This is a genomic window from Tenacibaculum sp. Cn5-46 (assembly GCF_022347705.1).
Classification (GTDB): Bacteria; Bacteroidota; Bacteroidia; order Flavobacteriales; family Flavobacteriaceae; genus Polaribacter; species Polaribacter aiptasiae.
On record NZ_JAKRGD010000001.1, the window covers coordinates 455,513 to 469,097 of the forward strand.

Consider the following 13,585-nt stretch of genomic DNA (forward strand, 5'->3'; position numbering starts at 1 on the left):
GAAGTGTTTGGTTGAATACTTCCCTAATTTAATAGAAATTTCTAGTTTTTTAAAAGTAAGTCTTGTATGTTGCGCAGAAGTTTTAGAGCTTGGAAGTAATAAAAACTAGATAAAGCTCGTTTTTGTAACCAAAGAATCAGTGTTGGGTAGACTGATTTATAACTTAAAATATCAATTTCATTGAAGAACTTTGAACTTATATCACTGTTATTTGATTTGTTAACAGCCTTTTCGGGTATAACTATTGGAATTCTTTTTATTACACTAAAAATAAAAAACCAAAAAGGAAATATTTACTTAGCGCTTTTTGTGTTGAGTTTATCAATAGGATTTTTAGAAGATCTTTTTGAGGATGAGAATTTAGGAATACTATCGGATAATATAAGAATAGTGATAGAAACCGATTTTTTTATCATGCCTTCTATATTCCTTTATGCTTTAACTGTGGCAAGGAAAAATATATCATATGCTTGGTTACTACTCTATTTACCTGGGATTTTAATGAATATTATTGGTTTTTCAGATTCTGAAGGAGATGAGGTTTTACAAGGTTTATCATTTGTTGTACTAAACTTTTCATTATTGTTTTTCTCTTTTCGAGTATTAAATAAGTTTAAAAAGAAATTAAAGAGTTATTATTCTTATATAGAAGATAAAAGTATTTCATGGGTTAAAATAATTGTAATCACAACTATCATAATACATTTCTATATTCTTTTTGAAGGTGTTTTAATAATGGTGTTTGATAATCATCCTTTAGAGGTGTTTTTAGAATTTATTCTAAGTATGCTTACTTTTTTTGTGGTGTATTGGGTAGGATATAATGGATTTCAACAAATTGGTTACATTAATGATGTTTCAGAAGCGGTTGCCTTAGTAGAAATTCCTGAGACAGATAATCAAGATAATAATAATTCACAACTGAAAAGTGTAGATGATGTAAATTTAGAGAAGTATAAACGTTGTTGTGAACAAATTCTAAAGGAGAAATATTTTACTAATCCAGATTTAACTTTAAAACTACTTTCAGGCTATCTGTTCATAAAAGAAAGAGAGTTATCTGAGCTTATAAATTCATGTGCAAAAAGTAATTTTCATGGTTTTATTAATAAGTTTAGAGTAGAAGAATTCAAGAAACTATTAAGTTCGGACAAAGTTGTACATTATTCAATATTAGGATTAGCAAAAGATGCTGGTTTTTCCTCAAAATCAACATTTTACAAGGTGTTTAAAGAGGTGGAAGGAGTCACTCCGAGTGAGTATAAAAACGGGTTAAGAAGTCCGAATACGTGTTCTAGGACTTGTTAAAAAGAATTTTTTTAATCGTGTAGCGTTTCTTTGCTGACAGGTAATTGTAACGTTATTTATTGAAGGGATAAAGTTACTTTTTAGAAGTACATGTCTAATTTTAAAAACAAATCACGATGAAGAAAATAATAGTAACCATAATTATACTTTGGTTGGGACACGCTCCAGCACAATGTCAAGAGATTTCTAAACAAATTTTTGGTAAATGGCAATTAAAGCAAGTAGAAGCAATGGGACAAAAAGGAAGTCCTATGGAAGTTTTTGGAGTTGCAGAAGCCTATCAAGAGTACCAAAAGCCTAGTAAGTTTACAGGTTTTTTAGGTGAAAAAGTAAGCGGAAGTTTTATTGTTGATGATAAATCAAAAACAATTACTGTAAAAGCAGGGGAAGATGATGCTGTTTTTAAAGTAAAAAGTTTTACTGCTCATAAAATGGTACTAGATGTAGCTACCGAAGAGGGAATTCTGACCCTACATTATCAGAAGAAATAACAGTTGTTTAAAGTTTAATAAATCTAATATTTAACTCTATTAACTAGAGTGAAATTATCATTAGTCTTACGTCATGTTTATGTTTTAAACATGATGTAGGATAGGATAACTATAGCCGTCAACCAACCAAATTAACGTTATAGTCACTTAAAAAAAATCCACTATGTCTCTATTTTATGAAAACCCATTGGTTTTACAATTAATTGTTTATGCTTTTATTATTTTTTTCTTTTGGGGATTAGAATTAGTACTGTTCTCTCAGCAGATAAAACAAAAAGCACTTCATTCATTATTAAATGCAAAGTTTATAATATTTGTGTTGCCGGTTCAAATTGGGCTTTCTACCATAGTATTTATGGTAGCGAATTGGACAGTTAAAGAAAAATGGGGTTTACTTTACCAATTACCTTTAGAAGAGTTTTCAATATTACACTTTATTGTAGCTTTTATATGTATTGATTTTTTTGATTATTGGTACCATGTAATGATGCATAGAGTTCCACTTTTTTGGAGGTTTCATCAAATACATCATAGCGATATGGATGTAGATATTTCAACAACAGTTAGAGAGCATCCTGGAGAAACTACTGTAAGAGTAAGTTTTTTAATAGCTATAGTTTTCGTTTTAGGAGTTCCAGTAGAGTTCTTATTAATCAAACAATTTATTCAAAGTTTTATCAATTTAACTTCGCATTCAAAGGCAAAATTGCCAGAAAAGGTAAACAATATTGTATCGCTTTTATTTGTAACACCAAATACACACCACATACACCATCACTATGTGTTACCGCAAACAGATAGTAATTATGGAGATATATTTTCTATTTGGGATCGATTGTTTTCAACATTCAGTAAAATGAAACAATCAGACATTGTACATGGAATAGATACCAATATGGATGTAGAGGAAAATAAAGATTTTAAAAATTTAATTACTCGTCCGTTTGATGAAAACAGAGAGCATTCAACTAATCCTATTTATAAAAAAGTAAAGTTAAAAACGGTAAAGTAGTTTTAGGATGAAGATGAGGTTAGTAGTAGTGTTTATTTTCATATACACTGCATTGAGTGCACAGACAAAAGTTAGTGGTAAAATTTTAGATGAGAATAATGAACCTTTACCTTATGTAAATGTTTTTTTTAAAGGAACTACTATAGGGACAGTAAGTGATGAAAATGGTGAGTTTTATATACAAAGTACTAAAAAACAATCAGTAATATCAATTGTTTTTCTAGGTTTTCAAACTCAAGAAATTGAATTGAAAGATAGGATAACGAATGGAGTAAAGGTTACGTTAAAAGAAGATAATACCACTTTAGAAGAAGTAGTAATTGTTAAACGACCAAAAAAGAGAGTAAAGAAAGAAGAAAATCCTGCGTATAGAATATTAAAAGAAATTTGGAAGAGGAAGAAAAAAAATGGACTTTCATTGGTTAGGTCATATCAATATGATCAGTATAATTCAAGAGAACTTGGTTTTGGAAATATGGATAGTGCTTTTGTTCGTAAAGTTTTACGTAAAAAATTTCAAGACTTAAAAGAGAATGTGCAAAAAAACCATGATAATGATACTTACTATTTACCAGTAGAGTTCATAGAGAAAAGTGAAAAAGTTTATGGGAATAATTTATTACACAAAGAAAGAAGAGATGTTGAAGGTGAACGAAAAATAGGAATACATCAACTAGGGAAATATGTAGATAGAGCTACTACTATTTTTCAAGAGATAGATGTGTATAATGATAATGTATTTATTTTAGATAAAACCTTTATTAGTCCAATTTCTACAACAGGGTTTGGAAGCTATGATTATGTGCTTTCAGATAGTTCAACAGTAAATAATAGAAAAGAATATACCATTCATTTTTTTCCTCGACAAAAAGGAGACTTGGTATTCAAAGGTCACATGAAAGTTGCCGATAAAAGCTATGCTTTAACTTCTATTGATATGGAAATTTTAAAAGATGTAAATCTGAATTTCGTTAGAGACTTATCAATAGAAAAAACATTTTTATTAAAAAATGACAGTATTTATTTGCCGAAAACAAATAAATATAAAGGAGAATTCACTTTTTTGACAAAGAATAATAAGGAAAAAGGCATTTATCTAGTAAAAAAAGAAAAGTTCTCAAAATATGTTTTTGATAGAGAAAAATCGGCAGATTTTTATGATGTAAAAATAGTCCAAAATTCAGCCAATCAATTTAAAAAATCTGATACTTATTGGAATACAAAGCAAGATGAAGCAGCAAAAAATACATTTAAGCTTGTAGATAAAGTAAAATCTAGTAGTAAAGTAAAAAAGATAACGGGTACCATATATACGTTGTCAGACGGTTATTTTACACCAATTACAGGAATACAGTTAGGAAATATATTTACTACAACTGCAAGAAATGATGTTGAAGGAATTAGGTTAAGATTAGGTTTTAGAACTTTTAGAACTAATAATGACCGAATGAAATTATTAGGTTATGGAGCTTATGGATTCAAAGATAAAAAGTTTAAATATGGTCTAGAAGGTAGGTATTTGGTTTCGTCAAAACCAAGAATCACTATTGGAGCAGCTTATATGGATGATGTTGAACAAATGGGGTTTACGAGATTTAATGAAAGAGATTTAATACCACAGCCAGACAAAGGCCCGAAAGCAGTTTTTGTAAGAGGAGATAATTATTTTTTAGCGAAAGTGAAAAAGAAAATGTTCCGATTTGATGTGGAGGTAGCTAAAAACTTTAATATGGGAATTAAGTTGGCTCATGAAAAAATATCATCAGCAGATCCAAAACGTTTTTCTATGGCATTTTTTGATGAGAAAAAGAATCAAACAATAAATGTAACCAAAGATGTGTATTCTGATTTTTATTTAAGCTATCAGCGAGGAAGAATAACAGAAGGTTTTGGAGTTGATAGACAGTTAGGAACAAAGTTATATCCCAAGTTATTAGTAAATTATAAAAAGGCTTATAAGGGAGTTTTTGGAGGAAATGTAGATTATGAAAAGTTATCAATTTTATATAACCACCCAATACCAGTAGGAAAGTTTGGAGTATTCGATCCAACTATTATAGCAGCAAAAACATTCGGAAAAACACCTTTGTCAGTATTAACAGCGGTGCCTTCAAATCAAACTTATTTCTTAACTCCTAACACATTTGCATTGTTAGATTATTATGATTTTGTAGCAGATAGTTCAATTGAAGGTCATTTTGAACAGCATTTTAATGGTTTGATTTTTAACCGTATTCCTCTAATTAAAAAATTAGGATTGAGAAGTTTACTGACTTTTAGAGCAGTTTATGGAAGTATTTCAAACAAAAATAAAAAGATAAATAGATCAACGATAAAATATACAGCACCAAACAGAAAACCATATTTCGAATATGGTTTTGGAATAGAAAATATAGGTTATGGAAATTTGAGACCCTTACGTGTTGATTTTATTTGGAGAGGAGATTTTAAAAATGTAAACGGACCAGTAAGCCCAGGTTTTGGGATACGAGTTGGTTTTAAAACATCATTTTAACTTATGAAGACAAAAATTGAACTAATAATTATAGTACTGTTTTTAGCAAGCGCTACATTGTACGGACAAGAATATATTTATGATGTAAAGGTTTTTGGAAAAAAAATAGGAACAGTTACAGCAAATAGAATTCAAAAAGGAACTAAAACAGTTTATAAGACTAGTTCCTTTTCATCAATTCGCTTTTTTGGAAAAAAAGAAATTTCAACTTTTATGGAAACTGTGTATGAAAACGATGTTTTGCAAAGTAGTTTTTATGAAGTGAAAAAAAATAAAAAAACTAGGGAAAAAGCGGTTTTAGAATATAAAACGGATAAATATTTTATAGTAACCGATGGTAAAGAAACATATCATGATAAACCGATATTTATGAGTACTATAATGTTAACTTATCATAAGCCGGAAAACAACGAAAGAGTCTTTGAAGAGGTAGGAGGTTTTTATAAAACCATGGTGAAAATAAGTGAAAATAAGTTTGATTTAATTAACCCAAATAGCAGGCATAAAGATACTTATGTATACAATAAGGAAGGAGTTTTGAAAAAGTGTATAGTTCGAAAAACCTTATTCAATTTTGAAATGATTTTAAAAACGGAAAAAAAGCAATTAGGAAAATTATAAATAATGGATAAAGCTCCAAAACTTTCTTTTTTCTAAATAATATAGATTCGTTTCGTTTAAATAAGCTTCACGTTCAAAGCTTAAGTTTTTATAAGCTAAATGGCGGTTTTTATAAATAATCAACTTAACTAGCCATTCAATAATGTAAAACAAGAAAAAGAAAATAATAAGTAATTCTTGTTGTTGTCTTAAATGAATTTTTTCATGATTAATTAACTCGTAGTTATACCTTAGATCTTTTCTTTTCAAAAAAATAAAAGGATATAAGGTTAGCCCAATGAACCCTTTCGGGATGATATGTTTAGAGATAAAAATCATGATAAGATTATGGTGTAAAAGTAACCATTTTATATCTTATAAGAATGAAAAGAGTGTTTTTAAGTAGTAATCTTTTCTATAAGAGAAGCCACAATGGGGTTTCTATTATTCTTATCCCATACAACCGAAAGTGTTGTGCGTTGAGGTATTTTATGGAGCTCAATAAACTTTACGTTCATGTTGTATCCTTTTTGAAGTGACTTAGGAACAATAGATAAACCAAAGTTGTTTTCAACTAATTTATAAATAGAAGCAGCATGAATTGTATTATGAGAAACAATTGGAGTAAAGCCACTTTCATCAAATATTTGCATTATTTTTTCATAATAAGACGGGCTATAAGAAGGGTCAAATAAGATAAAAGATTCATCTTTTAATTCTTGTAAACCTTTAAAGTTAGAAGTGTTTATTGGATGGTTTTTGGGTAATACTAAGCAAAAAGATTCTTTTAAAATAGGTTTAATATTTAAACCTCTTGGAACTCTATCTAAACGTACAAAACCAACGTCAATGTCATGAGAAAGTAAACTTTCAATTTGCTTCTGATTGTCCATTTCTTTCAATCCAAATTGTACATTAGGGTGCTCTTTTTTAAATTGAATTAATAAATTAGGAATAATGTCTTGCATAGCAGAACCAACATAACCAAATTCTAGTTTACCTTGTTTGCCATCTTGAAGAAGCTTCGCATAGTCTAAAATGTTATCTAAGTTTTTAAGGTTTCTTGTAAGTTCATTTTTAAGATATAAACCCGCAGAAGTCAATTCAACTTTTCTGTTATGTCTCACAAATAATTCGACACCTAAATCGTCCTCCATTTGTTTAATTTGTCTACTTAAACCAGGCTGTGAAATAAAAAGACGTTCAGCAGCTTTTCTAAAGTGTAAGTCTTCAGCAACAGCCAAAAAATATCTAAAGTGTCTTAATTCTATTTGATAACTCATAGTTATTAATTGATGATTTAATTGATATTGTTGGTTATCAAAATTAAAAATAACTTTGTGAAAAATGAAATAATAGACATGTTTAAATACGGAATAGATCACTTAACGGTAGACAAAGTAATTGCAATTGCCGAAGGAACTTTAAAAGCAGAAATAACATCTGAAGCTAAAGATAAAGTAAATGTATGTAGAGGGAAGGTTGATAAAATGGCAAATTCTGATGCCGCTATTTATGGTATAAATACAGGTTTTGGTCCATTATGTGACGTACAGATAACACCAGAAGAGACAAGTAAGTTACAAGAAAACTTATTAATCACACATGCGGTTGGAGTAGGAAATCCTATAGATAAAAAGTTATCTAAAATCATGATGATATGTAAAGTACATGCGTTATGTCAAGGATTTTCAGGAGTACGTTTAGAAATGATAGAACGTATCGTATATTTTATTGAAAATGATTTATTGCCAGTAGTTCCAGAGCAAGGTTCAGTAGGGGCTTCTGGAGATTTAGCGCCATTATCTCATCTATTCTTACCATTGTTAGGAGAAGGAGAATTTTGGGTTGGAGATAGTATAGAATCAGCAAAAAAAGTATTAAAAGATAATGGTTTAGAGCCTTTAATATTACAAGCTAAAGAAGGTTTGGGGTTAATAAACGGAACACAGTTTATATTAGCACATGCTATCCTAGGTTTGAAAAAAATGGAGTACCTATTAGATTTGGCTGATGTTGCTGGAGCTATGACTTTAGAAGGCTATTCAGGTAATGTATCACCATTTAGAGAAGAGTTACATAAAATACGTCCATTTGAAGGAAATTTAAAAGTAGCGGAACGTATGAGAATGCTTTTAAAAGATTCTCAAAATGCAGAAGATACTAGTTTCCCAAGAGTACAAGATCCATATTCTATTCGTTGTATGCCACAAGTACATGGAGCATCAAGAAATGCTTACAATCATTTAAATGAAATGGCTGAAATAGAAATGAACTCTGTAACAGATAACCCAATTGTATTAAGTGAAACAGAAGCGATATCAGGAGGGAACTTCCATGGACAACCTTTAGCAATGGTGTTAGACTATGCATCAATTGCAGTTGCGGAGTTAGGTAATATTTCAGACAGACGTTCATATTTGTTATTAGAAGGAAAATACGGTTTACCTAGATTATTAACTACAGCTGGCGGATTGAATTCAGGTTTTATGATTCCTCAATATACTACAGCAGCTTTAGTAACAGAAAATAAATCATTGTGTTTTCCACCGTCGGCAGATAGTGTACCTACGTCATTAGGTCAGGAAGACCATGTTTCTATGGGAAGTATTTCAGGAAGAAAATTCAACCAAATTTTAGGGAATTTAGATAAAATATTAGCAATAGAGTTTATGTATGCTGCACAGGCAATGGACTTTAGAAGACCAAATAAGTTTTCATCAATCATAGAAGAAAACTTTAAACTAATTAGAAATAAAGTAGCTAAATTAGAAGAAGATAGAGTATTAAAAGATGATATTAATGCTTTGGTAGTAATGGTTAAAAATCAAGAATTTAAAGTAGCGTAAAAAGAAATTATTATGACATTCAAAGAACAAATACAACAAGGAATTCCAAATGAATTACCAGAAATTCCAGTATACGATTCATCAATAAACAGAGCGCCTAAGCGTAAGGAAATTTTAACCGCAGAGGAGAAAAAATTAGCGCTAAGAAACGCATTACGTTATTTTGATAAAGAACACCATGAGGTATTATTACCAGAGTTTGCTGAAGAGTTAGAAAAGTATGGACGTATTTATATGTATCGTTTTCGTCCTACTTACAAAATGCATGCACGTGATATTGAAGAATACCCTGGGAAATCGTTACAAGCGAAAGCTATTATGTTGATGATTCAGAATAATTTAGATTATGCGGTAGCGCAACACCCACATGAGTTAATTACTTATGGAGGAAATGGAGCAGTATTTTCTAACTGGGCTCAATATTTACTAACAATGAAGTATTTGTCTGAAATGACAGATGAACAAACTTTAGTAATGTATTCAGGGCATCCAATGGGATTATTTCCATCTCATAAAGACGCACCAAGAGTTGTGGTTACAAATGGAATGATGATACCTAATTATTCAAAACCAGACGATTGGGAGAAATTTAATGCTTTAGGAGTTACTCAATATGGGCAAATGACAGCAGGAAGTTACATGTATATAGGTCCACAAGGAATTGTGCATGGAACAACAATTACAGTATTAAATGGATTTAGAAAGATAGGAAAATCGCCAAAAGGAAGTTTGTTTGTTACTGCTGGTTTAGGAGGAATGAGTGGAGCACAACCAAAAGCTGGAAATATAGCAGGATGTATTACAGTTTGTGCAGAAGTAAACCCTAAGATTACACAAATACGTTTAGATCAGGGGTGGATAGATGAAAAAATTACCGATTTAGATGAATTAGTTAAGAGAGTTAAAGAAGCTAAAGCAAATGAAGAAGTAGTTTCAATAGCTTATTTAGGAAATATAGTTGAGGTTTGGGAGAAGTTTGCAGAAGAGAATGTACATATTGATTTAGGATCTGATCAAACATCATTGCATAATCCATGGGCAGGAGGATATTATCCAGTTGATCAGTCATTTGAAGAATCAAATGATATGATGGCAAATAATCCAGAGTTATTTAAGGAAAAAGTACAAGAAACACTACGTCGTCATGCGGCAGCTATTAATAAGCACACAGTTAAAGGCACCTATTTCTTTGATTATGGGAATGCATTTTTATTAGAAGCGAGTAGAGCAGGAGCAGATGTAATGAATCCAAATCCTACATTAGGTAGAGAGTTTAAATATCCAAGTTATGTACAGGATATTATGGGGCCTATGTGTTTTGATTATGGTTTTGGACCATTCCGTTGGGTATGTGCTTCAGGAAAACCAGAAGATTTAGCTAAAACAGATGAAATTGCTTGTAGCGTATTAGAAGAAATAAGAAAGAATTCGCCAGAAGAAATTCAGCAACAAATGGCTGACAATATTCAGTGGATTAAAGGAGCTCAAGAAAACAAATTAGTAGTAGGGTCTCAGGCACGAATTTTATATGCAGATGCTGAAGGAAGAATGAAAATAGCACAAGCGTTTAATGATGCTATTGAGAGAGGTGAAATAGGACCAGTTGTGTTAGGTCGTGATCATCATGATGTATCAGGAACAGATTCTCCATACCGAGAAACTTCAAATATTTACGATGGTTCTCGTTATACCGCAGATATGGCTATTCACAACGTAATTGGAGATAGCTTTAGAGGAGCTACATGGGTCTCAATCCACAATGGAGGTGGAGTAGGATGGGGTGAAGTTATGAACGGAGGATTTGGCATGCTTCTTGATGGTAGTTTAGATGCATCAAGACGCTTAAAATCAATGCTTTTTTGGGATGTAAATAACGGAATAGCACGTCGTAGTTGGGCAAGAAATGAAGAAGCAGTTTTTGCTATTAAACGTGCCATGAACGTTGAACCTAACTTAAAAGTAACTTTACCAAACTTAGTGGATGATGCATTATTAGAAAATGTATAAACCCTAAGAACATGAAGATATCGAGATTACTTTTTTTACCAATGATTACTTTGTTTATTGTTTCTTGTAGTAGTATAAAAGTGGCTACAGATTACGATACTAAAGTAAATTTTAATGACTATAAAACATTTGCGTTTTATAAAACAGGAATTGATAAAGCACCTATCTCTGACTTAGATAAGAAGAGAATTATGCGTGCAGTTGAAGCTGAATTAGTAGCAAAAGGAATGACTAAATCATCTAATCCAGATGTATTAGTTAGTTTGTTTACCAAATCTAGAGAACGAATCAATGTCAATGATGTTAACTACGGCTGGGGCTGGGGTTATGGTTGGGGCTGGAATCCATGGATGTGGGGAGGTGCCAATCGTTTAAATGTAAACCAGTATACTGAAGGAACATTATTTTTGGATATTATTGATGCAAAGAATAAAGAGTTAGTTTGGCAAGGAATTGGAACTGGAGCATTAAAAATTACCAATATGGAGAAAAAAGAGGCCAGAATTAGAGAGTTTGTAAAAGAAATTATGGCAAAGTATCCTCCGGGAAGTAAGAAGTAATTTTATAAGATAAAAAAAAGGAGTTTTAAATATTTAAAACTCCTTTTTTATTAATATTAATTACCTTCCATTTCTAAAGAGTACATACTAAGCACTTTTATATAATCCATAGTTTTTTTACATTTTATAGAGTTTGGTTCAAAAAGAGTAGTATTGTAAATAACTCCTCCAGTATAAGAATCACAACAAGGAATACATCTCCAAATAGTTTGACAAGTTTGATTAGCTAATTCCTGCATTTTAGAATAGTATTGTTGCATTTCTAAACTACCGCAAATAAAACTGTAGTAACCAGTACAGCCTTGTGGGAGATCAAGATAAGTCTGTGTCATCATATTATTTTGAGCAATGGTATAGGTTTCTTTTAAATTATTTACTGTAATGCTATTGTAATGTTTCTTATTGTTAATTTTAAAAGAACTGATATTAGGATTACCATTATTTAGAATGACAATATTACCTTGATTTTTCCTGGCCGCGATAAGTACATTAGAATTTTCTGATTTTAAGAGATAGTAATTATCATAAGGCTCATTTGTATTTTTAATAAGTTTATTGAAAGATTCAATACCAATTAAATCAATGGTGTTTTCTCTAGTTATTTTTTGAAGATGATTATTTTTAGCATCATAACTTTTAGCTAAAATAGGAAAGCCTTTTTCTTTCCAAGAATCATAGTTTTTTATAGATGAAAGAGGTAGTCCAAAATAAAGTTTAGGCAATTCTTTTAAAATACTAACTATGTTTATTTCGTCTTCTGGATAAAGAATTTTGTAGTTTGTTATGAAACTTTCCTTAAAAGAAGCTTTAGGTAAAACATCGTCTTTAATAATTTTGGTTTTCAATATAAGATGGTCTTCAAATACAAATGAGGCTTTTAGCATAACATGATCTTCAAAAATATTATCAGATAATATAAAAGCCTTGTCATTTAAAGATTCTTTAATAATAACGTCATCTTCAAAAATGTTTTTCATAGCGTAAAACATTTCTTTGTCTTGCAGAACTTTGTTAAAAGAGGCGGTAACTTTTCTAATTAAAGGAATGTTTTCAACTCTTCCAGAAGTAATAATTTCCTTTTTCTCGTTTTCTAAAACATCAGAGTCTGATGTTTGACAACCTATTAATAACGAGTAACAAATAATAGGTAGTAGAAATACTTTTTTCATATGTAATAAATTTTATTTGTTGTTAAGATTTCATTTTTAATGAAAAAAGCGAGCTTTTTACTTCCGTATTAAAGAAGTTTATTTCCAAATAAAGTAGTCTTTTAAAAAAATGTTAAAAAAAAATGTAACAAACTATTAATCAAATCTACTGATATGTAAATCATTAAAATTACAAAACCAAAAAGTATGAAGTTAGTTATAGAGAATTTGACAAAAACCTATAAGAATGGCGTAAAAGCTATTGATGGTTTAAATTTAGAAATCGGAACAGGAATGTTTGGATTATTAGGACCAAATGGAGCGGGAAAGTCTTCATTAATGCGTACTATTTCTACATTGCAAAGTCCAGACTCTGGAACTATTACTTTTGGTGATATCAATGTTTTAGAAGATAAGATGGCATTACGAAAAGTATTGGGGTATTTACCACAATCGTTTGGAGTGTATCCAAAAATGTCAGCAGAAGATTTATTAGATTATTTCGCAACATTAAAAGGAATTGCATCAAAATCTGATCGAGAAAAATTGGTGAGAGAAGTATTAGAAATTACCAATTTATATGAAGTACGTAAAAAATATGTAGCAGGATATTCAGGAGGTATGAAACAACGTTTTGGAATAGCGCAATTATTATTGAATAATCCAAAACTAATTATAGTAGATGAACCAACAGCAGGATTAGATCCAGCAGAGCGTCACCGATTTTTAAATGTGTTAAGAGAAGTTGGAACCAATTGTACAGTTATTTTTTCAACGCATATTGTGGAAGACGTTAAAGAGTTATGTAAAGAGATGGCAATTCTAAACGGAGGACGTATTTTAAAGCATACAACTCCAGTAGAAGCTACAAAAGAAATTGAAGGACAAATTTGGACTAAAATTATTGATAGAGAAGAGCTAGAGCAAACGGAAGCTACTTACAATGTATTATCTTCAAATTACAATCAAGACAATACATTAAATGTACGTGTGTTTTCAGAAACAAAACCAGCTGAAGACTTTAAAGAGGCTACACCACAGTTAGATGATGTGTACTTTTTAGCATTAAAAGAAGATCAACCAGTAGCAGTTTAA

General features: G+C 30.5%; 12 protein-coding genes. 9 read left to right on the forward strand and 3 right to left on the reverse strand.

Annotated features, from left to right (window positions below):
• Positions 1-180 precede the first annotated feature (180 nt).
• The 5 genes from MHN29_RS02040 to MHN29_RS02060 all read left to right on the forward strand — a co-directional run bounded on the left by MHN29_RS02040 (position 181) and on the right by MHN29_RS02060 (position 5,947).
• Positions 181-1,308, forward strand: a complete 1,128-nt coding sequence (locus MHN29_RS02040) for an AraC family transcriptional regulator (protein WP_235273260.1) — start codon at positions 181-183, stop codon at positions 1,306-1,308.
• A gap of 116 nt (positions 1,309-1,424) precedes the next feature.
• Entirely contained in the window at positions 1,425-1,799 is a 375-nt protein-coding gene (locus MHN29_RS02045; protein WP_235273259.1) for a hypothetical protein, read from the forward strand.
• 163 nt (positions 1,800-1,962) lie between these two features.
• Positions 1,963-2,811, forward strand: coding sequence for a sterol desaturase family protein (locus MHN29_RS02050; RefSeq protein WP_235273258.1), 849 nt, complete (start codon positions 1,963-1,965; stop codon positions 2,809-2,811).
• Between the two features lie 7 nt (positions 2,812-2,818).
• Complete coding sequence (locus tag MHN29_RS02055; RefSeq protein ID WP_235273257.1) at positions 2,819-5,326, forward strand: DUF5686 and carboxypeptidase-like regulatory domain-containing protein; 2,508 nt, start codon at positions 2,819-2,821, stop codon at positions 5,324-5,326.
• 3 nt (positions 5,327-5,329) lie between these two features.
• On the forward strand, positions 5,330-5,947 hold the full coding sequence (locus tag MHN29_RS02060; protein WP_235273256.1) for a DUF6134 family protein: 618 nt from the start codon (positions 5,330-5,332) through the stop codon (positions 5,945-5,947).
• Here the strand turns inward: MHN29_RS02060 and MHN29_RS02065 are convergent.
• On the reverse strand, positions 5,942-6,196 hold the full coding sequence (locus MHN29_RS02065) for a hypothetical protein (RefSeq protein ID WP_317132389.1): 255 nt from the start codon (positions 6,194-6,196) through the stop codon (positions 5,942-5,944). The genes MHN29_RS02060 and MHN29_RS02065 overlap by 6 nt on opposite strands.
• Positions 6,197-6,324: 128 nt before the next feature.
• On the reverse strand, positions 6,325-7,209 hold the full coding sequence (locus tag MHN29_RS02070; RefSeq protein WP_150900443.1) for a LysR family transcriptional regulator: 885 nt from the start codon (positions 7,207-7,209) through the stop codon (positions 6,325-6,327).
• Between the two features lie 78 nt (positions 7,210-7,287).
• Here MHN29_RS02070 and hutH point away from each other — a divergent pair, with 78 nt between their 5' ends.
• From hutH to MHN29_RS02085, 3 genes are read left to right on the forward strand one after another with little or no spacing between them, the layout of a single operon-like run.
• A complete protein-coding gene (gene hutH, locus MHN29_RS02075) occupies positions 7,288-8,775 on the forward strand; it encodes a histidine ammonia-lyase (RefSeq protein WP_235273658.1) in 1,488 nt (495 codons plus the stop codon).
• Positions 8,776-8,787: 12 nt separating this feature from the next.
• Complete coding sequence (locus MHN29_RS02080; RefSeq protein WP_235273255.1) at positions 8,788-10,782, forward strand: urocanate hydratase; 1,995 nt, start codon at positions 8,788-8,790, stop codon at positions 10,780-10,782.
• An 11-nt stretch (positions 10,783-10,793) separates the two neighbouring features.
• Entirely contained in the window at positions 10,794-11,342 is a 549-nt protein-coding gene (locus tag MHN29_RS02085) for a DUF4136 domain-containing protein (protein WP_235273254.1), read from the forward strand.
• A 56-nt stretch (positions 11,343-11,398) separates the two neighbouring features.
• On the opposite strand, the gene MHN29_RS02090 is transcribed toward MHN29_RS02085, so the two are convergent.
• Positions 11,399-12,511, reverse strand: a complete 1,113-nt coding sequence (locus MHN29_RS02090) for a hypothetical protein (RefSeq protein ID WP_235273252.1) — start codon at positions 12,509-12,511, stop codon at positions 11,399-11,401.
• 186 nt (positions 12,512-12,697) lie between these two features.
• Between MHN29_RS02090 and MHN29_RS02095 the strand changes: the two genes are divergently transcribed.
• On the forward strand, positions 12,698-13,585 hold the full coding sequence (locus tag MHN29_RS02095) for an ABC transporter ATP-binding protein (protein WP_235273251.1): 888 nt from the start codon (positions 12,698-12,700) through the stop codon (positions 13,583-13,585).